Origin of the sequence: Halobacillus sp. H74 (genome assembly GCF_052246715.1) — a bacterium.
Taxonomy (GTDB): Bacteria; Bacillota; Bacilli; order Bacillales; family Halobacillaceae; genus Halobacillus; species Halobacillus litoralis_A.
The window spans coordinates 67,112-93,001 of record NZ_JBQQCI010000009.1 but is presented as its reverse complement, the minus strand read 5'-3'; the positions used below and the strand labels follow the sequence as shown (position 1 = coordinate 93,001).

General features: G+C 41.2%; 24 protein-coding genes and 2 pseudogenes. 19 read left to right on the top strand and 7 right to left on the bottom strand.

The window, feature by feature from the left end:
• Positions 1–5 precede the first annotated feature (5 nt).
• Complete coding sequence (gene thiI / locus ACTWPX_RS18015; protein WP_443120922.1) at positions 6–1,223, top strand: tRNA uracil 4-sulfurtransferase ThiI; 1,218 nt, start codon at positions 6–8, stop codon at positions 1,221–1,223.
• Positions 1,224–1,431: 208 nt separating this feature from the next.
• Positions 1,432–3,018 carry an amidohydrolase gene (locus tag ACTWPX_RS18010; protein WP_443120921.1) on the top strand — a complete coding sequence of 529 codons (1,587 nt, stop codon included), beginning with the start codon at positions 1,432–1,434 and terminating at the stop codon, positions 3,016–3,018.
• 143 nt (positions 3,019–3,161) lie between these two features.
• On the opposite strand, the gene ACTWPX_RS18005 is transcribed toward ACTWPX_RS18010, so the two are convergent.
• The gene (locus tag ACTWPX_RS18005; protein WP_443120920.1) at positions 3,162–3,968 is read right to left on the bottom strand and encodes an NAD kinase; all 807 of its coding nucleotides are present in this window, start codon (positions 3,966–3,968) and stop codon (positions 3,162–3,164) included.
• A 231-nt stretch (positions 3,969–4,199) separates the two neighbouring features.
• Between ACTWPX_RS18005 and ACTWPX_RS18000 the strand changes: the two genes are divergently transcribed.
• From ACTWPX_RS18000 to ACTWPX_RS17985, 4 genes are all read left to right on the top strand, one after another.
• Complete coding sequence (locus tag ACTWPX_RS18000; protein ID WP_128526207.1) at positions 4,200–5,192, top strand: class I SAM-dependent methyltransferase; 993 nt, start codon at positions 4,200–4,202, stop codon at positions 5,190–5,192.
• Between the two features lie 123 nt (positions 5,193–5,315).
• Positions 5,316–6,506 (top strand): acetate kinase, encoded by a 1,191-nt coding sequence (locus tag ACTWPX_RS17995; RefSeq protein WP_443120919.1) that lies wholly within the window; start codon positions 5,316–5,318, stop codon positions 6,504–6,506.
• Positions 6,507–6,611: 105 nt separating this feature from the next.
• On the top strand, positions 6,612–7,442 hold the full coding sequence (locus tag ACTWPX_RS17990; protein WP_443120918.1) for an EcsC family protein: 831 nt from the start codon (positions 6,612–6,614) through the stop codon (positions 7,440–7,442).
• Complete coding sequence (locus ACTWPX_RS17985) at positions 7,442–7,954, top strand: MogA/MoaB family molybdenum cofactor biosynthesis protein (protein WP_443120917.1); 513 nt, start codon at positions 7,442–7,444, stop codon at positions 7,952–7,954. Before ACTWPX_RS17990 ends, ACTWPX_RS17985 begins: the two co-directional genes overlap by 1 nt.
• Positions 7,955–7,987: 33 nt before the next feature.
• On the opposite strand, the gene ACTWPX_RS17980 is transcribed toward ACTWPX_RS17985, so the two are convergent.
• Positions 7,988–8,452: a universal stress protein gene (locus ACTWPX_RS17980; protein WP_128526211.1), complete on the bottom strand. Its 465-nt coding sequence runs from the start codon at positions 8,450–8,452 to the stop codon at positions 7,988–7,990.
• Between the two features lie 497 nt (positions 8,453–8,949).
• Here ACTWPX_RS17980 and ACTWPX_RS17975 point away from each other — a divergent pair, with 497 nt between their 5' ends.
• From ACTWPX_RS17975 to ACTWPX_RS17935, 9 genes are all read left to right on the top strand, one after another.
• Positions 8,950–9,708: an SDR family oxidoreductase gene (locus tag ACTWPX_RS17975; RefSeq protein ID WP_443120916.1), complete on the top strand. Its 759-nt coding sequence runs from the start codon at positions 8,950–8,952 to the stop codon at positions 9,706–9,708.
• 154 nt (positions 9,709–9,862) lie between these two features.
• Positions 9,863–10,981, top strand: coding sequence for an alanine dehydrogenase (ald, locus tag ACTWPX_RS17970; RefSeq protein WP_443120915.1), 1,119 nt, complete (start codon positions 9,863–9,865; stop codon positions 10,979–10,981).
• Between the two features lie 364 nt (positions 10,982–11,345).
• On the top strand, positions 11,346–11,858 hold the full coding sequence (locus ACTWPX_RS17965; protein WP_443120914.1) for a DUF4178 domain-containing protein: 513 nt from the start codon (positions 11,346–11,348) through the stop codon (positions 11,856–11,858).
• 15 nt (positions 11,859–11,873) lie between these two features.
• Positions 11,874–12,545 carry a PspA/IM30 family protein gene (locus ACTWPX_RS17960; protein WP_443120913.1) on the top strand — a complete coding sequence of 224 codons (672 nt, stop codon included), beginning with the start codon at positions 11,874–11,876 and terminating at the stop codon, positions 12,543–12,545.
• A 72-nt stretch (positions 12,546–12,617) separates the two neighbouring features.
• Complete coding sequence (locus tag ACTWPX_RS17955; RefSeq protein WP_443120912.1) at positions 12,618–13,289, top strand: DUF4247 domain-containing protein; 672 nt, start codon at positions 12,618–12,620, stop codon at positions 13,287–13,289.
• Between the two features lie 13 nt (positions 13,290–13,302).
• Complete coding sequence (locus ACTWPX_RS17950) at positions 13,303–13,698, top strand: DUF350 domain-containing protein (RefSeq protein WP_443120911.1); 396 nt, start codon at positions 13,303–13,305, stop codon at positions 13,696–13,698.
• Positions 13,699–13,781: 83 nt separating this feature from the next.
• Positions 13,782–15,332, top strand: coding sequence for a polyamine aminopropyltransferase (locus ACTWPX_RS17945; RefSeq protein WP_443120965.1), 1,551 nt, complete (start codon positions 13,782–13,784; stop codon positions 15,330–15,332).
• A 31-nt stretch (positions 15,333–15,363) separates the two neighbouring features.
• Positions 15,364–16,044, top strand: coding sequence for a metal-dependent hydrolase (locus ACTWPX_RS17940; protein WP_128526217.1), 681 nt, complete (start codon positions 15,364–15,366; stop codon positions 16,042–16,044).
• A gap of 231 nt (positions 16,045–16,275) precedes the next feature.
• A complete protein-coding gene (locus ACTWPX_RS17935) occupies positions 16,276–17,589 on the top strand; it encodes a CBS domain-containing protein (protein WP_128526218.1) in 1,314 nt (437 codons plus the stop codon).
• A gap of 60 nt (positions 17,590–17,649) precedes the next feature.
• On the opposite strand, the pseudogene ACTWPX_RS17930 reads toward ACTWPX_RS17935, so the two are convergent.
• The 3 genes and pseudogenes from ACTWPX_RS17930 to ACTWPX_RS17920 all read right to left on the bottom strand — a co-directional run.
• A pseudogene (locus tag ACTWPX_RS17930) lies at positions 17,650–17,793 on the bottom strand (small, acid-soluble spore protein, alpha/beta type); the annotation flags it as partial.
• A gap of 3 nt (positions 17,794–17,796) precedes the next feature.
• Positions 17,797–17,853, bottom strand: a pseudogene (locus tag ACTWPX_RS17925) (hypothetical protein); the annotation flags it as partial.
• Between the two features lie 269 nt (positions 17,854–18,122).
• Positions 18,123–18,425 carry a YtpI family protein gene (locus tag ACTWPX_RS17920; RefSeq protein ID WP_443120910.1) on the bottom strand — a complete coding sequence of 101 codons (303 nt, stop codon included), beginning with the start codon at positions 18,423–18,425 and terminating at the stop codon, positions 18,123–18,125.
• A 125-nt stretch (positions 18,426–18,550) separates the two neighbouring features.
• On the opposite strand from ACTWPX_RS17920, the gene ACTWPX_RS17915 reads away from it, so the two are divergent.
• Positions 18,551–19,507 carry a DHH family phosphoesterase gene (locus ACTWPX_RS17915; protein ID WP_443120909.1) on the top strand — a complete coding sequence of 319 codons (957 nt, stop codon included), beginning with the start codon at positions 18,551–18,553 and terminating at the stop codon, positions 19,505–19,507.
• A gap of 25 nt (positions 19,508–19,532) precedes the next feature.
• On the opposite strand, the gene ytrI is transcribed toward ACTWPX_RS17915, so the two are convergent.
• Both ytrI and ACTWPX_RS17905 read right to left on the bottom strand, forming a co-directional pair.
• Positions 19,533–20,030 carry a sporulation membrane protein YtrI gene (gene ytrI / locus ACTWPX_RS17910; RefSeq protein WP_443120908.1) on the bottom strand — a complete coding sequence of 166 codons (498 nt, stop codon included), beginning with the start codon at positions 20,028–20,030 and terminating at the stop codon, positions 19,533–19,535.
• Positions 20,031–20,363, bottom strand: a complete 333-nt coding sequence (locus ACTWPX_RS17905; protein ID WP_128526222.1) for a YtrH family sporulation protein — start codon at positions 20,361–20,363, stop codon at positions 20,031–20,033.
• Between the two features lie 133 nt (positions 20,364–20,496).
• Between ACTWPX_RS17905 and dnaE the strand changes: the two genes are divergently transcribed.
• The 3 genes from dnaE (at position 20,497) to ACTWPX_RS17890 (ending at position 25,884) form a co-directional block, all read left to right on the top strand.
• The gene (dnaE, locus tag ACTWPX_RS17900; protein WP_443120907.1) at positions 20,497–23,850 is read left to right on the top strand and encodes a DNA polymerase III subunit alpha; all 3,354 of its coding nucleotides are present in this window, start codon (positions 20,497–20,499) and stop codon (positions 23,848–23,850) included.
• Between the two features lie 121 nt (positions 23,851–23,971).
• Entirely contained in the window at positions 23,972–25,210 is a 1,239-nt protein-coding gene (locus ACTWPX_RS17895; RefSeq protein WP_128526224.1) for an NAD(P)-dependent malic enzyme, read from the top strand.
• A 77-nt stretch (positions 25,211–25,287) separates the two neighbouring features.
• Positions 25,288–25,884, top strand: coding sequence for a FadR/GntR family transcriptional regulator (locus tag ACTWPX_RS17890; RefSeq protein ID WP_443120906.1), 597 nt, complete (start codon positions 25,288–25,290; stop codon positions 25,882–25,884).
• Positions 25,885–25,890: the final 6 nt, after the last annotated feature.

The following is a 25,890-nucleotide window of genomic DNA, read 5'->3' as shown; positions in this document are numbered from 1 at the left end:
TATCAATGAATTTTGATCGTATAATGATTCGATATGGAGAAATGGCTCTAAAAGGAAAAAATAAAAAAGCATTTGAACAGAAGTTACAAAGCAATATCGCACGTATGTTAAGAAAACATCCTGAAACAACCATTCAAAAAACTCAAGGACGAATGTTCGTTCATCTGAATGGCGAAGACCCTCATGAAGTTATGCAAAAGTGTCAGAATGTGTTTGGTATCCATAGTCTCAGTTTTACTGTAAAGGTAGACAAAGAAGAAGAACAAATGAAAGAGGCTGTTCTATTGGCTTTTAATGAGGCGAATGATGCTAAGTCGTTTAAAATATCTTCCAAACGAACGGATAAGACATTTCCTATACCATCTCAGGAAATGAATCCGATACTCGGTGGTCATATCTTAAGGAATACAGAGAATGTAAAGGTCGATGTCCACAATCCTGATGTCGAAATCAAGGTGGAAGTTCGTCATGAAGGAACTTATGTAACTGCGCAGGACTACCCGGGTGGTGGGGGTTTACCTGTTGGAACCACGGGTAAAAGCTTGCTTATGCTTTCCGGCGGTATCGATAGTCCTGTCTCTGGTTACCTGACAATGAAGCGGGGAGTTGAAATTGATGCTGTTCACTTTCATTCACCTCCATACACTAGTGAACGCGCCAAGCAGAAAGTCATAGATTTAGCCCAGGAACTGGCGAAATACGGGTCAAAAATCAACATTCATGTTATTCCATTCACAGGTATTCAACAAAAAATTCACAGGGAGATGCCTGAGGGTTATAGTATGACAATCATGAGGCGAATGATGATGAGAATCAGTGAAAAGGTCGCTTCAAAAGAGAATATTTTGTCGCTTACAACAGGAGAAAGCCTTGGCCAAGTGGCAAGTCAAACGATGGAGAGTATGAACACGATCAATGAAGTGACCAATTATCCGATCGTTCGTCCCCTAGTCTCTATGGATAAACTTGAAATCATTGATATCGCTCGTAAAATCGGAACCTATGACATTTCCATACGCCCGTTTGAAGACTGTTGTACAGTGTTTGTTCCAAAAGCACCTAAAACTAAACCGAATCGGGAAAAAGCGAATTATTATGAATCCAACACAGATTTCACCCAAGATATCGATGACGCCTTGGAAGAATCCTATGTTATTGAAGTGACCGCAGACCACATTAAAACAAATCAGCAGAAAGACGATGAATTCAGTGATTTGTTATAATCTCAGATAAAAGCTCCTGCCTGGAAGAGGTAGGAGCTTTTTTAACATCCAGGACATTTATTAAATGCAATCCTGGGAAAGAAGGAGGCAGGATAAGCCACGCTATGTTCCATTGCACCTGTCATTTTGTTATTAATGGGTCAAGATAGTTCTCTTTTTATGGAATTTATGATATAGGTAGTACTAAAAGGTGAGAGGGAGTGCCGAAATGAAGCTTTGGTATGGTGGGAAAATCTATACAATGAAAAACGAGGGAGAATGGGTGGAAGCAGTAGTTACTTCAGAAGGGCGAATCGTTGCCGTTGGGGATACACCAGATCTGTTCTCGGCTTATGAAAATAAAATCACACAAGAACACGATTTAAAAGGTGCCGTTATGTATCCAGGATTTACAGATAGTCACTTGCATATCATCGGACATGGTGAAAGATTGATGCGTCTTGATTTAACCTTCATGAAATCTGCAGAAGAGGTTAAACAAGCATTGCAGCTCCATGTAGAGCAGGTGCCGCCAGGTGAATGGATTATCGGTGATGGTTGGAATGAAAACCAGTGGGAAGATAAACGCATCATACATAAGGATGAGCTGGATGAAATTTCTTCAGAGCACCCAATGATGCTGACTAGGGTATGCCGCCATGCCCTTTTAGCAAATACAAAAGCGATGGAGCTTGCTGGCATTACTGAAGAAACGAAAGACCCGCAAGGAGGAGTTATTGTGAGAGATGAAGATGGATCAGCTTCAGGGTACTTTCATGACCAGGCTCAGGATTTGGTCAAAAAAGCGATGCCGGAAGTTACGCCGGAATATTTACGCAAAGCAACTGATTTAGCAGTGAAGGATATGCATGCCTATGGTTTAGTTGGAGGTCATAGTGAGGACCTCAACTATTATGGTGGATTTCGAAAAACTTATGATGCCTTTCAACAAGTGATTGATGGGAAGGAAACGAAATTCAGAGCACATCTATTAATTCACCATGGTGTCATCGAAGATGTTGATAAAGAGCAATTAGGGTATAAGCAAGGAACAGATTTTGTGGAATTAGGAGCGTTGAAAATCTTTTCCGATGGGGCATTAGGAGGACGGACAGCTTGGTTGAATGAACCTTATGCTGATGCTCCCGGAAAATATGGGGTAGCGATTCATACTAAAGAGGAGCTTGCGGGGCTTGTTAATGAGGCTAGGAAACGTGCTATGCCTGTAGCGGTACATGCGATCGGGGACGGAGCTGTCGAAGCTGTGGCACATGCGATTAAAGCTAATCCATTGCAGAATGGGGAACGTGACCGTATTATTCATGCTCAGATTTTAAGTCCATCCCTCATTGAAAAGTTACAGGAGTTAGATGTAGTTCTGGACATCCAGCCTACATTTGTTGCATCAGATTTTCCCTGGGTTATAGAACGCTTAGGTAATATGCGTCTGAAAAATTCATATTCCTGGAAGACTCTGCTCGATGCAGGGGTTAAATGTGCCGGAGGATCTGATGCACCGATAGAAGAAATAAACCCTTTATTAGGTATCCGGGCGGCTGCGGACCGTCGTGCCACCTACGATCATGCTGTCTATCAAGCAGAAGAAAAGCTATCTGTTTATGAAGCCGTATCCCTTTACACAAAAGGAAGCGCGCAAGCAATCCATAAAGAAGATGAACAAGGTATGATACAGGAAGGGTTTCTGGCTGATTTCACTGTGCTGGACAGAGACCTGTTTGCTCTGAAGCCTCATGAATTAGCTGACGCTAACGTCACGATGACCGTGGTAGATGGAGATATCGTCTATCAACGCTAGACAATTAGATGATCCTTTGTATTTATGATGATTCGATAATTAAATGCAACAGAAAACAGCCAGGTTGGTTTTTCTTTTCCAACTCTGGCTGTTTTTCTTTATCAAGCTTTTCTGATTTTTGTTACCTACATGTAGATCCAATCCTAATCTAAAAAGGTGCGTTGGACCCGGTTCCAGTACGTATTGTCCTTTAATTTGACGGTTTTAATGACTTGGTTGCTCAGATTGACGGTAACATCATGAATGTTTCTGATGGAAAAGGCTTCGTTATCCATTCCAATGAGTGGGTGATCGTTACCGTCTTGGCGGACAGTGAGTTTCAATGTGCGTTCACCGCTCAGAATGAAAGATGATCCAAGGGTACGGTACCTGTTGTTATTCAAAGAGGCGAGTTCGCTGATCTGGAAACAAGGGAGCTTTGGATCTACGACGGCTCCTTTGGTTGATTTATTATATCCAGTACTTCCCGTCGGCGTAGCTATTATTAAGCCATCACCACGGAACGTTTCAAAAAGCAGGTCATCAATGTATACATCTATTACAATCGATTTGATTAATGTGGAACGAACACTGCATTCATTTAAACAGTGAAAGGTCGATTCGTTATTAATGGTCGTTTCAATCAATGGAAACCTTCTGACTTCCACTTCAGAATTTTTCATGGCGTCAATCATTTCATCATGATCATCGATATCGAAATCGCAATATAGGCCGGCTTCATTTTGACTTCTTATTCCGACGTACAGACAATCTTGACGGAAGCCTGTTTTACGAACAGCTTGCAAGAATGTGCCATCTCCACCAACAGCAATGATGATGTTTGCTTCACGGGAGTCTTCGACCACATGGAAATCGTTGTCTCTGGCTAATTGGAACAGAGATTCCAACTTAACATTCAATTCTTTATTTTGATGATAATAAAAGAATAGGTTTCTACGGTGATCGTTCATAAAACATCCTCCTCTTATGTATAGCTTGTAGTCATTTTACCATTTCATTCTTATAACCGCACACAATATTCACAAGAATCGGTAAAGTTTATCATTGTTGAATTGAGAAGTAGATTCCGATATGGTTGAGTTAGATAAAAATGCAAAAATGTACGTTTGTGTTGGCACATCAGTGTTGGAAAGCTATGCAGCTAATTTTATGAATTCCTCGACAGTGAAGGAGAATGATTTATGAAGCAAGAGCAAGTGGAAAAGCTATTTCAATGGGTGGATGAAACAGCCACCACCATTTCAGAAGATATGAATATCACATACCTTGAAGCGATTGCGGAAACAATGGACGTGCTTTTTAATGGTCAACCTTTTGATGATATGAGTGAAGGGTTGCAGACACACCTGACTAATGAACTCTTGAAAATGAAAAAAGAAGAATTTGAAAAAGAAGAAATCAGAAAGGCTACACAACTTACCATTCTTAAAGGAATGAAAGGCGCTACTCAGCAACAGCATTTGATTACTCCGGATTCAGTTGCTATGTTCATGGGTTACTTAGCTTCAAAATTGTTTGAAGACCAGAAGGAATTAAAGTTATTTGATCCCGCTTCCGGTAGTGGTAATTTAATCACCTCTGTCATGAACCAGCTGGAGATGGATTTAACAGCCTATGCCAGCGAAGTGGACCCCACTTTGATTCAATTGGCAGTGGCTAATGCCAACCTTCAAAAGAACGAAATTGAATTTTTCCACCAGGACAGTTTAGCTCCTTTCTTGATGGAGCCGGTAGATTTCGTATTGGCTGATCTGCCTGTGGGATACTACCCCGATGATGTCCAGGCTTCTCGATATAAACTGAAAGCCGGAGATGGGCTTTCATATGCTCACCATTTGTTTATCGAGCAAGGATTGAATTACACAAAAGAAGGCGGATACTTGATGTTCATCGTACCGAACTTCCTGTTTGATAGTGATCAGTCCAAAGCTTTGAATTCTTTCTTGAGAGAAGAGGCTCATATTGTAGGTATGCTTCAGTTGTCTGATTCTCTATTCAAAGATGAGAAGCACGGGAAAAGTATATTAATTCTTCAGAAAAAAGGAAACGGTGCTGAAGCTCCAAAACAAGCCTTGCTGGCGAAGTTACCTTCATTCAAAAATCCAGATGCCATGTCCGATATTTTGGGGCAGATGAATCAATGGTTTGATGATTATAAAGCAAAGCAATTGTGAGAAAATACCGAATATAACAAGTAAACGTTATCATATCTTATCCACCTTGAAATCGGTGATGACGGGTGATTAAATAGTAGTGGTAGAATATTATGAACCTAAAACTTAAGGGGATGAGCAACATTGAGTAATAAAATTCTTGCTATAAACGCAGGCAGTTCATCACTGAAATTCCAATTGATTGAAATGCCTGAAGAAACAGTCATTACCAAGGGTCTTGTTGAACGAATCGGCCTTGATGACGCAGTTTTCACAATAGAAGTAAATGATGAAAAAGATAAATCCGTTACAGATATCCCAGACCATGGCGAAGCAGTAAGGCTGCTTTTAGATAAACTGACAGCTAACGGGATTATTGAGTCTCTTGAAGAAATAAATGGTGTAGGCCACCGTGTCGTCCACGGTGGCGAGCGTTTCAGTGATTCTGTTCTTATCACAGATGAAGTCATTAAAGAGATTGAAGAAGTTTCTGACCTGGCTCCATTGCATAACCCAGCCAACCTGACAGGCATCAATTCGTTCCGTGAAGTTCTGCCGAATGTACCTCATGTAGCTGTTTTTGATACTGCGTTCCACCAGTCTATGCCGGAACAATCCTACCTTTACAGCTTGCCTTATGAATATTATCAAGAGTACGGGATCAGGAAGTATGGTTTCCATGGTACTTCTCACAAGTATGTATCAGAGCGTGCCTCTGAAATGCTTGGGCGCCCTGTAGACCAGCTGCGTCTGCTTTCCTGCCACCTGGGTAACGGAGCAAGTATTGCGGCGATTGAAGGCGGGAAATCTATAGATACGTCTATGGGATTCACTCCACTGGCCGGGGTAACAATGGGCACACGTTCTGGTAACATTGATCCTGCTTTAATTCCTTTCATTATGGATAAGACAGGGAAGACAGCAAACGAAGTCATGAACGTATTGAATAAAGAAAGTGGCATGCTCGCTCTTTCCGGATTCTCCAGCGATTTAAGGGACATTGAACAGCGTGCAGAAGAAGGGGATGAGCGGGCCGAGTTAGCACTGGAAGTGTTTGCCGCGCGTATCCACAAATATATTGGATCATATGCTGCACGTATGCATGGAATCGACGGAATCATTTTCACAGCGGGGGTCGGTGAAAATAGCACCTCTATTCGTGAGCGTGTATTGAAAGGTTTAGAGTTCATGGGTGTTTATTGGGACCCTGCTCTTAACCAAGTACGTGGTAAAGAAGCGTTCGTCAACTATCCGCACTCACCGGTTAAAGTCATGATCATACCGACGAATGAGGAAGTCATGATTGCTCGTGATACAGTTGAAAAAGGACTATAATGTAGTAAAAGCAATTGCTCTTTGTTTTGACATCGAGCAATTGCTTTTTTTTAAGCTTTCAGGCTACAATATATGGTAAGACACAAAGTCCAAGGGGGAAGCGCTTTGTCACAAAAACGTATACGTGCGGAATTGGATATATGGCTGGAACAATATCAAAGTTACCAACCGAATGATTTTGAAATGATGTACGATGATTGGATCCGTCAAAGCTTCACCAACATAGACCCTGGAGTCAGAAAAAAGCTCTTTTCCAAGTTAGATGACTGGTTCTTCCATACACATGCTTTTTTACAAGGTACCTCCTACCAGTATGAAGCAAGAGAAAGAATTTTGATGGTAGGTAGGATTTTTTCTCCCCGTATTGAGCGGATTGAAGATATGGAAAGGGAGCTGACGGTCGAACAGTTAACTTACATAGCAGAACAACAAATGGCGAGAGGCCGTCTCTATTCTTTTGCCCAAGGTGGGCTGACGGGTGCTGGAGGGTGGTTTTTACTTGGTATCGATTACCCGCTGATGATGCTTATGAACATTCGGGCGATCCAGTTAATCGGGTTAACATTTGGGCATGAGATGAATCATCCTTATGAGATGATGGTCTCCCTGAAAGTTTTTCATGCAGCGACTTTGCCGAAGCGTCTTAAAGCAGGAGCCTGGAATGAGTTGATGCGGGAAGTGAATGAGAAACAACACCCCTATATTTTTGAAGGGGATGATCAATTGACGGACGAAGCATGGCTTGAGCAACCGATGAAGCAATGCTTCAAGTCTATGTTCATTCTTATGTTTCGGAAAAAACTTGTCCAGGGATTGCCATTTATCAGCATTGCTATAGGTGCTTATTCGAATTATCATCTAACCAAACAAGTCACTGAATTTGCTATGAAATTTTATCAATATCGCCATCTTATCAATCAGGAAGGTGAAAATTAATGTCACTAGAACATCTTAAGACACACCTCAGGGACCCTATAGGGTGTATGGTACTTACAGTAAGCGATTCCCGAAACGAAGAAACAGATAAAAGCGGTCAACTAATGATAGAAATGTTGAAAGCGCAAGGGAACGAACTTGTGCATTATAATATTATTACGGATGATAAGCAGGAAATACAGAAATGGGTGAAAGCAGGTAAGAAGCATCCTGAAGTGGAAGCTATTTTATTAAATGGCGGAACTGGAATAGCAGGACGTGACGTCACGATTGAATCACTCTCAGAGTTGTTGGAAAAAGAGATGCCTGGTTTCGGAGAGCTATTCAGAATGTTAAGTTACAATGAAGATATTGGTTCAGCGGCTATTCTATCGCGAGCAATGGCAGGTAGCATCGCAAATACAGCTGTTTTTTCCACTCCTGGTTCTTCAGGCGCTGTAAAACTTGCAATGGAGCGTTTGATTTTACCAGAACTTCCTCATGTTGTACATGAATTGAAAAAAGATCAATAAAAAGGGAGCCCGAAATTCGAAGGGCTCCTTTTGTCAATCATTCTCAATTGTTGCAGGGCTGTCCGGTCTAACGACAAGCACATCACAAGTAGCGTAACGGGTAATGTGTTCAGAAACACTTCCAATGAAGAAACGTTCCATAGCATTCAACCCGGTCGCACCACATATGATTAAATCGGCCTTGTATTTCGGAGCGACATCTTTAGCAATTTTCACTTTTGGTGATCCATATTCGATATCGACAACAACGTTAGTTACTCCTGCCTTTTCTGCTTTTTGCTGGTAATCATTTAATAGCTCTGTTGCATATTGCTCTGCCCGAACCGCTAGTGAGCGGTCGTAAGCTTCTACAGTGGCAAAAGCACGGGTATCAACGACATGAGCTAAGATCAACTTGGCATTATTTCTATTGGCAATGTCAATGGCTTTATTAAACGCGACCTCTGCTGTTTCTGATCCATCCACAGCGACTACGATATCTTTATATTCAAAAGTCATGCTGGATGCCCCCTTCCTAATGGTTACTTATATTATATCATGCTAAAAAGCATCATAGACATATGATCCATGCATAATTCAAAGAATTTTGTGAATATTAAAGAAGAGGTGATGATTTGGAAAAGCCAAAAGACCAGCTGCAAAAAGAGGATGAGATGTCACAGAAGGTTTTGACATCCTTGAACGAGAGTTATCAGTCAGGTCAAAAGAAAAAAGATGACCATTAATAACATTCCCCGACAGCCTTAAAATTTGTCGGGGATGTCAAAGTCGGATCGTTGTCATATAGTTCATAATCCAAGTAAATGAGATGAAGATTGAGGGGAATTGTATGCTTCCTACATATTGATAATAGCTGATTTGCCTGGGTATTACATTATAGATGACCATAGAAACTCCTCAGGATGAATCCCCAGCAGTGAAACCGAGTGGTGTTTTATAGTAAAGTGAATATAAGAAGAGATTTCTATAGATGGCAGGAAGTGGAGGGGCGGTCAATGAGACATGCAATTATTACAGCCGGGACGAAAGGTTTGGGACGAAAAGTCACAGAGCGCATGTTGGCCCGAAATTGTTCTGTTACTGTGACTTATTTGAATGATGAAAAAAAAGCCTTCTCATTACTGGAGGATTTTCCTTTAAAGAAAAACCGGATACAACTTGTAAGAGCTGATGTAACGGTTCAAAAAGATGTGGAAAATATTGTCCGACGTGCAATTGATGAGTTTGGCCGTATCGATTACTTAATCAATAATGCCGGTCCATATATATTCGAACGTAAGAAATTGATGGATTATTCTAATGATGAGTGGAACGCTATGATCAGAGGAAATTTGGACGCAGTTTTTCAATTATTGAAACTTACTGTGCCTTATATGAGAAAGCAGCAATTCGGGCGAATCATAAATTACGGCTATCAAGGGGCATCATCTGCTTCAGGGTGGATTTACCGCTCTGCATTTGCTGCAGCTAAAGCAGGCTTAGTTTCCTTGACAAAGACGATTGCCTATGAAGAAGCAGAACATGGCATCACTTCCAATATGATTTGCCCTGGTAACATCGTAGGACAGTGGAAGGAAGCCTCTATTGAAGAAAGCAGAGGGTGCGAAGATCAAGAAACACCTATAGGACGACCAGGGACTGGGGAAGATATTGCAAGGATGATCGATTTTTTGTGTCATGAAGATTCTGACATGGTTACCGGGACAATTCATGAAGTGACTGGTGGGTTAGATGTCATTCACAGACACAGGTGAATGCCGGTAAAGTCTTAAGTGCAAGAAAAACTATAGTTTTTCAGTTGGGTTTGATACAATGAAAGGGCTTTCATTGATTTTCTATCAATATAATTTTGGATCATTCACGCTCTAATCGGATGATCATTCATAGTGGAATGGAGGTTGGCTCATCGTGAAAATCGGAGTACCAAGAGAAATTAAAAACAATGAAAACCGTATAGCTATGACACCGGCTGGAGTTGTCAGCTTGACGAACGCAGGACACCACGTTTTCGTTGAAACCAACGCAGGAAACGGCTCAAGTTTTACAGACAAACAATATCAAGAGGCAGGGGCAGAAATTGTTGGCTCAGCTAAAGAAGCCTGGAGTCAAGAAATGGTTATGAAGGTAAAAGAACCACTTCCGGAAGAGTTTGGATATTTTTATGAAGGACTCATCCTATTTACTTATTTACATTTAGCACCTGTACCGGAATTGACAAAAGCTCTTGTAGAAAAGAAAGTGATATCGATTGCTTATGAAACAGTGCAACTACCCAATGGGTCTTTGCCATTGCTCACACCCATGAGTGAAGTGGCAGGGCGGATGGCATCACAAATCGGCGCCCAGTTCTTAGAGAAGTCGCGAGGTGGAAAGGGGATTCTGCTTGGAGGAATTCCAGGTGTACGTCGTGGTCGCGTCACTGTAATTGGCGGGGGTGTCGTAGGGACTAATGCTGCCAAAATTGCTATGGGATTAGGGGCAGACGTTACTATAATCGATGTAAACCCTGAGCGATTGAGGCAGCTTGACGACATCTTCGGGTCTGATATCAATACATTGATGTCCAATCCATTAAATCTCCAGGAATCTTTGGAAGAATCAGATCTTGTCATAGGAGCTGTGCTTATCCCTGGTGCTAAAGCGCCAAGTTTAGTGACAGAAGATATGGTCAGATCAATGAAAGAAGGTTCTGTGATTGTGGATGTAGCAATTGATCAGGGGGGGATTTTTGCTACCACTGATCGGATAACCACACATGATAATCCAACATATGAGAAACATGGGGTGCTGCATTACGCTGTAGCGAATATGCCTGGAGCTGTTCCTCGGACTTCTACAATCGGTCTGACGAATGTAACCGTCCCCTACGCCTTGGAGCTTGCCAACAAAGGTTATATGAAAGCTTGCCATGATAATGAAGCTTTGTTTAAAGGAATTAATACTCTTGAAGGTTATGTCACCTATAAAGCAGTGGCTGAAGCGCAGGGGCTTGCGTTTGCAGATGCCAGAGAATTGATTAATCGATAAATAAGGAGGCTGTACCAAAAGAATTTTCCCGCTAGAAAACCCGACAATTCGTCCGGGTTTTCTTTATGAAGCAATAAACATACGCCGCTCCGGCAACATACTTCGCTTTCCTCGGGCACGGCCTCAGCCTCCTCAAAAAGCAAAGACCGCTTCTTCCGGGGTCTTCGCGATTTTCTGAATTATCAAAGTTTTAAAGGGAAAAAAATGAAAAAAAACGTGTTATCCTAAAAATAGAGTGTAAATAAGGGGCATGATTTGAGTTTCCTCAAGATAATCCGTAAAATAAAAGAAAAAGTGAAACCTTTAAATAAAGTCAGCCGTATATACAGTTACACAAGATCATAGTTGAAGGAGAGGTGAGGATTTGGGATTCTTTTCAAAGTTGTTTTCAAAAAATGAACAGCAAAAACCGGAAGTGGAAGAACGACATGCATTGAACATTCAAGTAGGAGACATCGTTACTTACGATCTTGTGGATTATGAAGTTGTCGGTAAGATCACCTACAGAGATGGCTCCTATGAATGGTTTTCTTATCAACTATTAGAAGGCAATTCTACCAAATGGTTAGCTGCTGAAATGGATGATGAGCTGGAGTTAGGGGTTTATGAAACCATTAAATTGCCAGTGAGTATGCCTTTTCCGAAAGAATTGACCCATGACGGGAAAACCTTCCATAAAGACGAAGAGGGGGAAGCTCGTGTCACAGGGGAAGGCCGAAGCAGTAATGTTAATGGACGCACGGCGAGATATGCCGAATATGTTTCCGAGGATGAGGAAATGTACCTTAGCTTGGAGTCATGGGGAAGCGAAATAGAAGCAAGTATCGGTTGTGATATCGAACCATTCGAAATTAAAATTATTGCAGGTTCTAAATAATAAGGAGGAAAAATAATGTTCAAATTTTTTAATCGTGTCAAAACAGTTGTAGGTTCAGAATTGAATTCAATGTTAGATAAAGCAGAAGATCCAGTGAAAATGTTGGATCAGTTTATGCGCGACATGGAGAATGATATCCGTGAGGCTGAAAGTGCAGTAGCTAAGCAGATTGCTAACGAGAAAATGCTGAAACGTAAATATGATGACTCCCAAGCTTTAGTCGATAAGCGTATGCAGCAAGCAGAAAAAGCGATTGAATCCGGGAATGAAGATTTAGCTAGACGCGCCCTGGAAGATAAGAAAAATCATCAAGAACAAGCGGATCAGTTCAAAGCTTCATGGGAACGTGCACAACAAGATGCGGGCAACCTCCGTCAAAAACTTGATGAAATGAAAAAGGAATATCAAGAAATGAAACTGAAGAAAGATTCCTTGAAAGCTCGTGCTGAGTCTGCTAAAACCCGTACGAAAATGAACCGTACGATGTCCAGCATCGGAGGAGACGAGTCCCGTCAAGGTTTTGAACGTATGGAAGAAAAGGTTATGCATTATGAAGCAGAAGCAGAAACAAGTGAAGACATGTCCTCTCAAAGTCGTTCTTTGGATGACGAATTCGATGAGCTGGACAATAAAGATAGTGTGGATAGCGAACTGGAAGCTTTAAAGAAGAAAATGAATAAAGAGTAAGATCACCCTGTGATCAAACGTGCCTAACTCATCAGTTAGGCACGGCTATTTTTTGCGAAAGGAGGATGTGTCGTGAAAGATTTTGCGGGGATCATTGTTGTCGGCATCATCGCTTTCTTTTTATTATTCAATATGTTTGGAAGTGGAGACGACCAAAGAGGAATGTCCGGCTCTTATACAGAAGATACATATGAGGAACTTCCTTCAGAACCCAGCCGTTCAGAAATACTGAATACGATTGAAAATTCGGATGCAAATTCTATAGAATCGCTGGTTAAAGAAAGCTTTCCGCTGCTGGATACGGTTCGTTCAGATCAAGGGCTTTCCCGTATATATATGACAAAAGAGCTTACACTGCCAGAAGTCGCTGATTCGCTGTCCGAAGCGATTAAACCTGAAGAAATAAGTGAAAGACAGGAAGAGAAACAAGTATTGATTTATCCGGATCATTTTGTCATTGTTCAGGAAAGTGAAGAAGAAGCAGGTGTGGTGACAATTGAACTTGCTTCTGATGAGTTTGTCAGGAATAATTATTCTCCAGGCTTTTTTAACGGCTTGTTTGCGGGTTATCTCTTGAACAGAATGTTAGGATCAAATGATTGGTATGATCGAAGAAGGGCTAACTGTCAGCAAACAGGAAATTGTTATGGTGGCTATGGAATGTATGGCAATTACAATTCCGGAGGATCAGGTTCAATCAGAGGTTCCTCTAATCGTGGTGGAGGACCTGGGACAGGAAAATAAAGGAGGTAATAGAATGGAACCATTTTTGGCTACTTTAGGTTATTTTGTGATTGCAATTATTGTTGTTGTCATCGGTTTAGCTATTTTTGAGTGGTTGACGAGACAGTATAAAGACTGGGACGAGGTGAAACGAGGAAACCAAGCGGTTGCGATGTCCATCTCAGGTAAAATTATTGGAATATGTATAGTGCTTTCGTTTTCTATTTATCATAGCTTTACTGTTTGGGATACTTTGATCTGGGGGGCTTTCGGAGTAGTCTTACAGATGATCGCTTACTTACTATTTGAATTATTCACTCGTAAATTTTCAGTGGAGACGAAGCTTAAAGAAAACAACACTGCTGTAGGAATCATTTCCATGGGTGTATCGATCGGTTTAGCGTTTGTCATTGGTGCTTCTATAACCTAATGACTTTGCATGACTGAGAAAAGCCACTATGATGAGCATAGTGGCTTTTCTGAATATTGAGATTCATAAAAAGTGGAGTGAACATATTGGAAGCAAATATTAAAAAAAGCCATTTCATATACTGGGCCTCAGGCATTGTTTCCATTTGCGGCATCATATTTGAGGTATTGTTCGGTGCGTTAGGGTCTTACATATTGGGAGATGGTGTTAAACAGTATACACTCACAATCAGTTTATTTTTAACTGGAATGGGAATCGGAGCTAGTATCAGTGAACGTGTGATGAGAAACTTGATCGTCACTTTCATATGGATTGAATATCTCGTAGCATTGATTGGTGGTTTCTCGAGTTTTACAATGTTCGGTATGACCGCTTTTGCACCTTCAGGAACGGATGCTTTTTTCTTGTACTTGGTGACTTTCACCATCGGTGCGTTAACAGGATTGGAATTGCCTATCTTAATTCGTAAAGCCAATGAAATAGGAGTAGAGTTGAACCGGAGTACAGCTCGAGTGCTGTTTTCTGATTATGCAGGTGGCTTGATAGGTGGTTTGCTTTTTGCATTTTATTTACGTCCTCAAATGGGGATGGTGAAAAGTGCTTTTTTTGTTGCATGCATCAATTTAGCTGTAGCTGTAGCGGTCCTGTATTTATTTCGCTCAGAGATTAACCGATACTTTATTCATGTAACAGGGGCTGTCGTGATTGGTGCTCTTTTGATAGCAGGTTTATTTTTTGGTGAAGAGATGGCCTTTTCCTTTGAACAGAAACTATATAAAGATCCGATTATCCATATGGAAGATAGCGCTTATCAAAAAGTCATTCTAACCAAAGAACAAGGAGATACCCGCTTGTATTTGAACGGTTCCCTTCAATTCAGTTCAACAGACGAGCATCGTTATCACGAAACGCTCGTTCACCCACCTGTTTCGTATGCCGAAAGCAGGGAGGATGTGTTGATACTGGGTGGAGGAGACGGTCTTGCCGCAAGGGAGTTATTACGTTATGAAGATGTGGAAAATATCACACTCGTGGATTTAGACCCGGCGGTCACAGATCTGGCCATGAACAATTATCATTTGCTGCAAATCAATGAGGACTCATTGTCAGATGAGCGTGTCGAAGTGTTAAACCAGGATGCTTTTAAATTTCTGGAGCAGTCGGATAAGTTCTATGATGTCATTCTTGTAGATTTGCCGGACCCCAATAATGAGAGTTTGAATAAGCTTTATACAAAGGAATTTTATTCATTATTAAGAAATCATTTAATACCAGGTGGAGCTGCGATGATTCAGGCCACCAGTCCATTATTTGCAACTGATGTTTATTGGACTATAGATGAAACAGTAGCATCAACAGGACTTTATACAGAGAATTTCCACGTGGATGTCCCTAGCTTCGGCAACTGGGGATTTGTTATGGCCAGCCGTTCTCCTATTGAGGTGGATGATATAGAGCTTTCTTTAGAAACACGTTTTTTGACTGAAGATGTACTTCAATCAATGACTGTGTTTGGAAAAGATGAAGACAGGGAAATCTTGAATAATGAAGGCGAACCTATTCCATTGGAGCCTAACACATTAATCGATCCTCATTTAATCCAGAAGTACGAGAAAGCATGGCAAAATTATTGAATGGGGAATCTTTATTAGAGGAGTGGTATGGATGGAAGTATCTTATCATGGTCATTCAGTAGTAAAAGTGAAAGCGAACGGTAAAACGATTTTATTTGATCCGTTCATTTCAGAAAATGGCAATACGGATTTGAATGCAGATCAAGTGGAAGCAGATGTCATCTTGCTTACCCACGGTCACAACGATCATGTCGGGGACACTATAGATATTGCAAAACGAAATGATGCCCAAGTAATTGCACCGTTTGAATTAGCTACTTACTTAGGGAATAAAGGGTTGAACGCTCATCCTATGCATATTGGTGGAGGGCATGAGTTTGATTTTGGTCATGTCAAATTCACCCAAGCTTTCCATGGTTCTGCATATACAGAAGAGGATGGAACAATCGTTTATACAGGTATGCCAACAGGAATTCTTCTTACCGTAGATGGAAAAACCATCTATCATGCTGGAGACACTGGGCTCTTTTCTGACTTGAAGCTGATTGGTGAGCGTAACGATATAGATTTAGCCTTTTTACCAATTGGAGACAACTTCACGATGGGACCAGAGGATGCTTTGACAGCTGCCGAGTGGGTTGGAGCAAAACAGGTGGTTCCTATCCACTACAACACATTTGATTTAATCAACCAGGATGGTGAAGCGTTCGCTGCCAAGGTGAAACCTGGAAAAGGGACAGTACTGGAACCGGGTGATTCATTAGAACTGTAATTTAGGATTAGAGAAACCGTCTGTCTTCTATAGACAGACGGTTTCTCTATTTGCTGGCCAATGAGATGATCTGGAAAATAATTCATGAATTTGGTGGAGGTTTGTGTGTTAAGTTGATGTACTATATGTCGTACAATTCTATCATGGAAGAAATTGCAGAAAAACTGTATCAGTTGTATAATAACAATAACAGATGATTTGATTAGTACAGTTAGAAAGATTGGTGGACATATGGCTACAAAACACGAACAAATACTTGAGCACATTGAGTCGCTTTCTGTTGGAAGTAAGATCTCTGTCCGACGCATTGCTAAGGCATTGAATGTCAGTGAAGGTACTGCCTATCGGGCAATAAAGGAAGCGGAAAATCAAGACCTGGTCAGTACCATGGAACGTGTAGGGACCATCAGAATTGAAAAAAAGAAAAAGGAAAACATCGAGCGTTTGACGTTTGCAGAAATCGTCAATATCGTTGATGGTCAAGTCCTAGGTGGTAGAGAAGGCTTATATAAAACATTAAGCAAATTTGTAATTGGTGCCATGAAGCTTGAAGCCATGATGCGATATACAGAAGCGGGTTCATTACTTATTGTCGGTAACCGGACAAATGCTCATGAACTTGCCGTTAAAGAAGGTGCGGCTGTCTTAATTACGGGTGGATTTGATACAAGTGAGGCAGTTAAAAAGCTTGCAGATGAGAAACAACTGCCTGTCATATCTACAAGCTATGACACTTTTACTGTGGCAACAATGATAAACAGGGCGATTTATGATCAACTGATAAAAAAAGAAATTGTACTTGTGGATGATATCTATACGGCGTTTGACGACTCGAAATATTTGTTGACTACAGATCCTGTAGCTCGCTGGCACAACTTCAACGATGAAACAAACCATAGTCGATACCCAGTTGTAGACCAACAAAATCGGGTGGTAGGCATTGTTACATCTAAAGATGTGATCGGTAAAGACAAAGAAATGAAAATAGATAAAGTGATGACTCGTAATCCGATGACTGTGCACGCAAAAACATCCTTGGCTAATGCCGCCCATGTCATGGTATGGGAAGGGATCGAATTGATGCCTGTCGTGGATCCATCACAAAAATTACAAGGGATCATTTCTAGACAGGATGTTTTGAAAGCATTACAAAATATTCAACGTCAACCACAAGTGGGTGAAACCATTGATGACCTGGCCACGAACCGTATGGAAGCAATTGAAACGGAAGAAGAAGCTCATAAATGGAGCACACGAGTGACGCCGCAAATGACGAACCAATTGGGGACGATGTCTTACGGTGTTTTTATATCATTAATCACAGAAGCATCCAGTCGGTTACTTAGGAAATATAAAAAAGGCGATTTAGTAGTAGAAAATATTTCTGTTTACTTTATCAAACCTGTGCAAATCGAAAGTGAAATCGAAATTAAGCCGCAAATTTTAGAGGTTGGGCGTAAATTCGCTAAAGTCGATATTGAAGTCCATCACGGTAAATCTATTGTAGGTAAGGCTCTCTTGATGGCTCAATTGATCGATCGATAAGAAAAAATACAAGACGCCTCGTTCAACCTCGACAAGCTTAAGAACGTCCGTAAAGTGAAGTGCACGGGAAGTAGAATCAGCACCAAGTGCTACGCCGAATTCTTGAGCGATTTCGTATTTCATTTGGTCTAGAGCTTGTTGTACACCAGGTACAACCAACTCGTTTGAACTTGCTGCGAAACCAATGGTCGCGTCATTCCCCATGACCTGTGCAGCTACCATGGTTACAGCTTCACTTTGAGTAGGATTGACCTTACCTGGCATAATAGAATCTTCACGGAAGGGACGGACTTAAGACCTCGAGAGGTAGGCGCTGTAGCTGGAGGATTCAAATGCGAAAGCGCCTCGTTCAACCTCGACAAGCTTAAGAACGTCCGTAAAGTGAAGTGGTTTATCTTCACGGAAGGGACGGACTTAAGACCTCGAGAGGTTAGGCGCTGTAGCTGGAGGGACTGGGCAGCCTGAGGTGCAACCGTGTATTTTATTCTGGACTAAAAAAAGTCGCTGAGAGAACAGCGACTTGAGAAAGGCTTTTACGATTGTGGACTTGCTTGCTGCTTTTGATATTCTGCTTGATAATGTTTACTTGCTTTCCATCCTAAGCGTGATTGGGATATGCCTATGATAATGAACAAGATTCCGATAAACAAAGAAATTTTCGTTTGGTAGAATACATATTGGTTGATACCAAAAAAGAAAATGAAACTACCTAGAAATATCTTCGATTTGCTATTCAAATATTGTTGTGTCAAAGAGTCTTTGGATCGAATAATCATCACTTTGTAGTAAATATAAAGCAGCAAGGACACTAATATAAGGATTGGAAAAATAATCATATTTAATCGACTCCTGAAGTTAAAGTTTTTCTATCTTATTGTAGCTTGTTTGAGGTAAAAAGGCTACCAGTGTGCTGACTTATATAATTTAATATCGACTAATAATAGAGAGGGAGAGCTTTTCTATGTGTAAACAATCAATTGTAAAGGCCATTAAAGGTCACTCAACCATCGTCATACATCGTCATGTTCGCCCAGACCCTGATGCTTATGGGTCTCAAGCCGGTCTTGCGAAATTAATTCAGGCCACATTTCCAGAGAAAGACGTCTATATCACAGGAGCAGGGGAGCCAACTTTAGATTTTCTGGTCACTATGGATGAAGTTCCGGATGAAGCATACAGTGGTGCGCTTGTGATCGTATGCGACACTGCCAATCAAGCTCGGATTGATGACCAGAGATATGATAAAGGGGATATGCTTATAAAAATCGACCACCACCCCGTGGTTGATGATTATGGAGATATTCAATGGGTCGATACAAATGCAAGCTCTACGTCTGAAATGATTTTTCAGTTATATACGGAAATGTCAGACGCAGGTTTTGTATTGCATGATGAAGCAGCCCGTTTGATTTATGCTGGAATTGTCGGAGATACAGGGCGCTTTTTGTTTCCAAGCACGACCAAAAGGACGTTATCCTATGCTGCAGAATTAGTGAATTATAAATTTGACCGCCCTTTTCTTTACGACGAAATGTACAAAACCCCTATTCATGTAGCAAAACTGAAAGGATATGTACTCCAAAACTTTACGGTTCACCCAGAAGGTTATTCCACGGTGCGTTTAGATAAAGGAACATTGGATAAATACGGCGTCGCTCCTTCTGAAACAAGTCAGTTAGTTGGTCTGCTTGGCGATATTGAAGGGATTTTAGCGTGGGCATATTTTGTAGAAGAAGAAGATAATATACGTGTAAGGTTACGTTCTAAAGGCCCCGTCATCAATACCGTGGCGGCTAATCATAATGGTGGCGGACACCCGATGGCTTCTGGGGCTTCTGCTTCTTCCTGGGAGGAAACAGAGGAAGTTGCCGCAGAGTTAAAAGAAGTGTGTATTCAATACAAAAAAGAGCAGGATTAATTGTCCATCCTGCTCTTATCATTACTTATCTAACTAATTTAATCTCTAAATTCAAAGTTATAACTTCTGAAACAATCAATCTGGTGACTTTCAATTCATAAGTGAAGTCGTCTACCACATAATTTTTATTTTCTACGGTAGAGATCATCAAATCCACCTGATCGGCTATAACCGTGATGTCTTTGCCTGGTATAGTAGAAAGTTGGTCTTTGACCAGTGTGGTAAGTTGATGTTGTGTCAGTAAATCGACTTCAAGTTTTTTAGCATTTGTATAAGAGACGGCCAGGTCTGTTACAGTCAAAGGCTTCTGGTCTGTCCCTTGTTCTTGATTATTTAGTAACCCTTCGTATTTCGCCTCCAATTCACTCATTTTTGCTGTCATTTCGATATGCTCTTCTGTGTATTTTTCTTGAAGTTCGCCGTGGATGTAAATAAAGACTGCATACCCGATTACAGCTCCCAGTACTATTCCTGCAAATAAGCGTCTCCATTCTTTTTTTTTGTGATAATGAGGAAAATGCAATTAAATCACCTCATCGCCCAACAACCATTCAAAAAGAAGCAATGCTGCTTTCACTCCGCCCATTGCTGCTACGATAATCATAATTTGTTTAAAAATATCAAATGTGGAACCATCAAAGATCCCCTTCTCAAAATTACTGATTGCATCGAAAGTCCCCCCGATTGCCGCTACAATTGCCCAAATTCTCAAACCTTTAGCTATACGGAACATAGAAGTAAGGGGGGCTTCTCCTGTGATATAACTCCCGATACTTCCGATGATTGTTCCTCCTACAATGACGCCGAAAGCGATAAAGAAGCATTGGATCATGGATATAACTAAACGATCTTCCATCTTGTCCCTCTTTTCGCCAGCTTGATTTGGTCCTCTATAAGTAAGAATTATTCTTCTATCTCTCTATTTATGCAGAAGTCTTTCATCATGACTCAAGACTAGCTATAATTTAAATGAAAGAAGGTGTACGTAAATGACTTTTACCCATTTGAATGTTCAAAGCGGCTATAGCCTGATGAATAGCACGGTAAAAACCCGCTCATTGGTGCAGAGGGCTAAAGAATTAGGGTTTGGTGCGATTTCTTTGACCGATGAAAACACCATGAGCGGAGCGGTGTCTTTTTATCAAGAATGTAACAATCAAGGTGTCAAACCAATCATAGGTTTGAAAACAACGGTCGAGGATCGATCTCTTCTTTTCCCAGTGATTATGTTGGCTAAAAACTCACAGGGATATCGAAATTTATTGAAAATCACCACTTATGTTCAAACAAACGCCACAAACATATCTCTTGAAGAACTGGGTTCACGGAAAGATGGTTTGATCGTCATCCAAATGACTGCCTCATCACCGTGGGCAGACACCATAGCTAATCGGATGTTTTCAAGGATTGACGATTCATTGATTCGGTGGTTAGACATGTTTGGAGAAGACCATTTTTATATGAGTATTCAGGATCGTGATTTGCATGCTGAACGACAAATGCATCAGCCTTTGCAGGAATGGGTAGAATCTAAGGGGATCCGTGTGGTTGCTATTGGAGATGTGCGTTATTTACATAGCGAAGACGCAGCAGCTTATCAATGTTTGAGAGCAATCGATGAAGGGGCTCGTTACAGCCCGCAGGTTAACCGCAGCTATCAGTATTTGAAATCTGGCGAGGAAATTGAAAATTTCTTTGGTGAATGGTGGCCGGAAGTTTTATCAGCCACACAAGAGATTGTGGAGAGTTGTAACTTGGAATTGAACTTGAATCAACAACTCCTTCCAGCTTACCCCACCCCATATGGCGAAACCCCGGATGCGTATTTGCAAGATTTATGTGAGAAGGCATTGGTGAAAAAATTTGGATCTGAAGATGAGAAAGCTGTAGAGAGGCTTAGACACGAGCTGAATGTGATTCAATCAATGCAATTCAGTGACTATTTCCTCATTGTCTGGGATTTTATATCCTATGCAAGAAAGCAAGGAATTCATGCAGGTCCAGGACGTGGCTCTGCGGCTGGTTCGATTGTCGCTTATTTATTGGATATCACTCAAGTAGATCCATTGAAGTATGGCTTGTTGTTTGAACGGTTCTTGAATCCTGAGCGTGTTACTATGCCGGATATTGACATTGATTTCCCCGACTATCGCAGAGATGAAGTGATCGCTTATGTGAGTGAAAAGTACGGAAAAGATCACGTAGCTCAAATCAGTACATTTGGGACCTTCGCTGCGAGAAGTGTTTTGAGGGAATTATTTAAAGTTTTGGCGGTTGATGAAAGTGATGCCTCCTTCATTCTTTATCAAATTCCTAAAAATACCAGTGATACACTAATTGAAATCGTAAAAAAATCGGAGGAATTGAAAGATTATATCCGAAATTCAGATCAGCTTCAGTTTCTCTTTAAAATTGCGACAAAGTTGGAGGGGCTTCCGCGTCATGTGTCCACACACGCAGCTGGTGTTGTATTAAGTGAAGAGCCGTTAACTGAGTATACTCCTCTTATGAATGGCCAGGGGAACGTTCATCTTACTCAAATGGCTATGGGTGATTTAGAAAAGATCGGTTTATTGAAAATTGATTTTCTGGGTCTCAGGAATCTTTCGTTTATAGAGAAGTTGGAAAATACAATCAGGAAATATAGTAAACAAAAGTTTTCAGTGAAAGATCTTCCTCTTAATGATGGGAAAACATTCGATTTACTTAAACAAGGCCGTACAAATGGTGTTTTTCAATTAGAATCCAAAGGAATGAAAGGGGTTCTAACCAGACTTAAACCCTCACACTTTGAAGATGTTGTTGCCGTGAATGCTTTATATAGGCCGGGCCCTATGGATTATATACAAGCCTATATCAAGAGGAAACATGGAAATATGGAATATGGTTTTCCACATCCTGACTTAAAAGGGATATTAGGTCCGACTTTTGGGGTGTTGATCTATCAAGAGCAGATCATGCAGGTAGCCAGACAAGTTGCAGGGTACTCATTAGGTGAAGCGGATCTATTAAGGAGAGCTATCAGTAAAAAACAAGGGGATATATGGTCGAACGAGCGGGATAAGTTCATTGCCGGTTGCAAAAAGAAGGGTTATGAAGAATCTGTAGCCACCGAACTTTTTGATTGGATTGTGAAATTCTCGAACTATGGTTTTAACAGGAGCCATGCGGTGGCATATAGTTTGATTTCATATTGGTTAGCTTTCATTAAAGCCCACTATCCTTCTCATTTTTTAGCAGAGTTGATGAATGCTAATATCGGAGACCGGGATAAAGGGACTATATATATTCGAGAAGCCCGGGAGATGAATGTGAAGGTGAACGCTCCCTCGATCAATCGCAGTCATATATTGACTCGGGATGATAGAGGAGAGATAAGAATGGGGCTCTTGGCCATCAAAGGACTCGGCTACCAAGCTGCTCAGGCAATCGTTGATGAAAGGGTTGATGGACCATACAAAAGCCTGAACGACTTCTGTCTAAGGCTGGATGATAAAGCTGTTTCAAGGTCAGTCATCGAAGCTTTGATCATATCCGGTGCCTTTGATGAATTGCATCAAAATCGGGCGAGTTCTCTGGCAAGTATTGATCAGGCCCTCGAGCAGGGGGAATTATTTAAAGAATTTCAAGATCAACCAGGCTTTTTCGGTACAGATATTGAGATGGGGATGGTAGAGGTGGATCCATTTCCTCCTTTGAAGGAGTTATCGATGGAAAAAGAAGTGCTTGGTGCTTATATGTCTGAACACCCATTGGGCCATCACCGCAATGCGTTACGCAGCAGAGGAATGATTTCCCTCTATCAGGCCGATCAGTTGAAATCAAAGAGGAAGTTGGTCACAGCTGTTGTTCTCGAAAGTTTCCGTGAGATCAGAACCAAAAGAGGAGACTCGATGTCCTTTGTAACCATTAGTGATGAGACTGCTGAAATGGAGGCTGTTTTGTTTCCTGAGGCATATCGAAATGTCAAACCATGGTTGAAGGAGCAAATGCTTGTTATTGCAGAAGGGAAAATTGAAGAGAGGAACAACCGTAAGCAAATGATTATCAATCAGCTTAAGCCGTTTGAGTTGAGTGAAAGAGAGAATAAGGCAGAAAGGCGTCTATTTGTGAAGGTAACAAAGGATACGGAGCATACAGCTATTGATAAGCTTAAAGAGGCAGCAGAATATTTCCCGGGGAATACACCTGTGTTGATATTTCGATCAGAAGACCGAAAAATCTACCATTTAGATCAGGGCTATTCATTAGAAATCAGCAGGGAATGTCTGAATATGTTGAATGACTTTTTCGGTTCTCAATCAGTGGCTTTACGCACACAGGATAAACACATGGATGTCTAAAAAGTCAGTCCATGGTTTTGAAGTTCTTTACACACTATCTTCATCTGTTATAATTAAGAAGTTAATAGGTGGTCAGACCACCTAGGTCGGTTAAATTAATTGTTTAAAGGAGCGTGTCGTCGTGTCTAATTTGCGAGATGAAGCATTGCATATACACCGTGTCAATAAGGGAAAACTGGAAACTCATTCGAAAGTTCCTATAAGAAATGCAAAAGATTTGAGTTTAGCATACTCTCCGGGAGTAGCAGAACCATGTAAAGAAATTTATGATCATAAAGATACTGTCTATGATTATACGATGAAAGGCAACATGGTAGCAGTAGTCAGCGATGGATCAGCTGTTCTGGGACTTGGTAATATCGGACCTGAAGCCTCATTGCCTGTAATGGAAGGTAAAGCGGCTTTGTTCAAAAGTTTTGCTGGTGTAGACGCTTTTCCTATCTGCCTGAACACAAGAGACATCGACCAAATAGTGCAAACTGTAAAATTAATGGAACCTACATTTGGCGGAGTGAATCTGGAAGATATCGCTGCTCCTAACTGCTTCATCATCGAGGATCGTTTGAAGAAAGAAACGAATATCCCGATTTTCCATGACGATCAACACGGGACAGCTATCGTTACTGTTGCGGGTTTGATGAACGCATTGAAAATAACAGGGAAGTCGTTTTCAGAGATTAAGGTTGTAGCGAATGGTGCAGGTGCAGCAGGAATTGCCATTATCAAACTACTTTATCACTTCGGTGTAAGAGATATCATCATGTGTGACTCAAAAGGTGCGATCTTCGAAGGACGCGACTATGGAATGAATGACGTGAAAGATGAAATTGCTAAGATTACAAATAAAGAGCGGGCAGAAGGCAAGCTTGAAGAAGTGATGGAAGGCGCAGATGTTTTTATTGGAGTATCTGTTGGCGGGTTGCTGTCTAAAGAAATGGTTTCTCGCATGAATGACGACTCTATCATCTTTGCCATGGCCAACCCAGAGCCGGAAATCATGCCGGAAGATGCCAAAGAAGCAGGGGCGCGTGTGATCGGCACTGGGCGTTCAGACTTCCCTAATCAAGTGAATAATGTCTTGGCTTTCCCGGGAATCTTCCGAGGAGCTCTTGATGTAAGAGCAACACGAATTAATGAAAAAATGAAAATAGCAGCAGCCGAGGCTATCGCTTCACTTGTAGGTGAAGATGAACTTAGTGAAGATTATGTCATCCCTGCTCCATTCGATCCCCGGGTAGCACCGGCAGTGGCAGCCAGTGTAGCCAAAGCAGCAATGGAGTCCGGAGTGGCACGTCACCATGTGGATCCTGAAGAGGTAGCTGAAAAAACGAGACAACTCACTCTAATTGATGAAGAATAATGCTAAGGAGAAAAGCGTATGCTTTTCTCCTCTTACATAACGCCCTGGATGGGAAAGGAAAGAGGTGTTCATTAAACGTGACCCGAGTGCAACAAGAAAAAGTCTACGAAGGTGTTCTTTACCAATTGAAATCATATATTGAGGAGAATCAATTGAAACCTGGTGATAAGTTGCCATCTGAACGGGAGCTAAGTGAACAGCTCAATGTTGGAAGGTCCTCCATCCGAGAGGCTTTCAGGGCGATGGAGCTCCTAGGACTGATCGAAACCCGACGTGGGGAAGGCACCTTTATGAGAGCTTATCGTCCATACCATATGGTTGAATTATTATCTAATTTCTTACTTAATGAAACACGGACAAAAGAAGAATTGATGACAGCTAAACAAATGATTGAAAAAGAAGTATTATTAATTGTAAAAGGGAAGCTCTCAGACCATCAATTTACTGAAATCAGAAAAATATTAAAGAACCATCCTTCAGGAGAACGCCACCAACATCTGTTTCAATATTTTTTTGAAATAGGTGATCAGCCCTTGCTGTTATCCATGTGGCAATTCATCTCCGGCTTTACCCACACGGTTCATAATATCCATTATGAAGATGAATGGTATGAGGAGATGCTTAAAGCTCTTGAAAGAAGAGAAGCCCTTGAGATCCTGCAATTATTTCGATGAGAGATG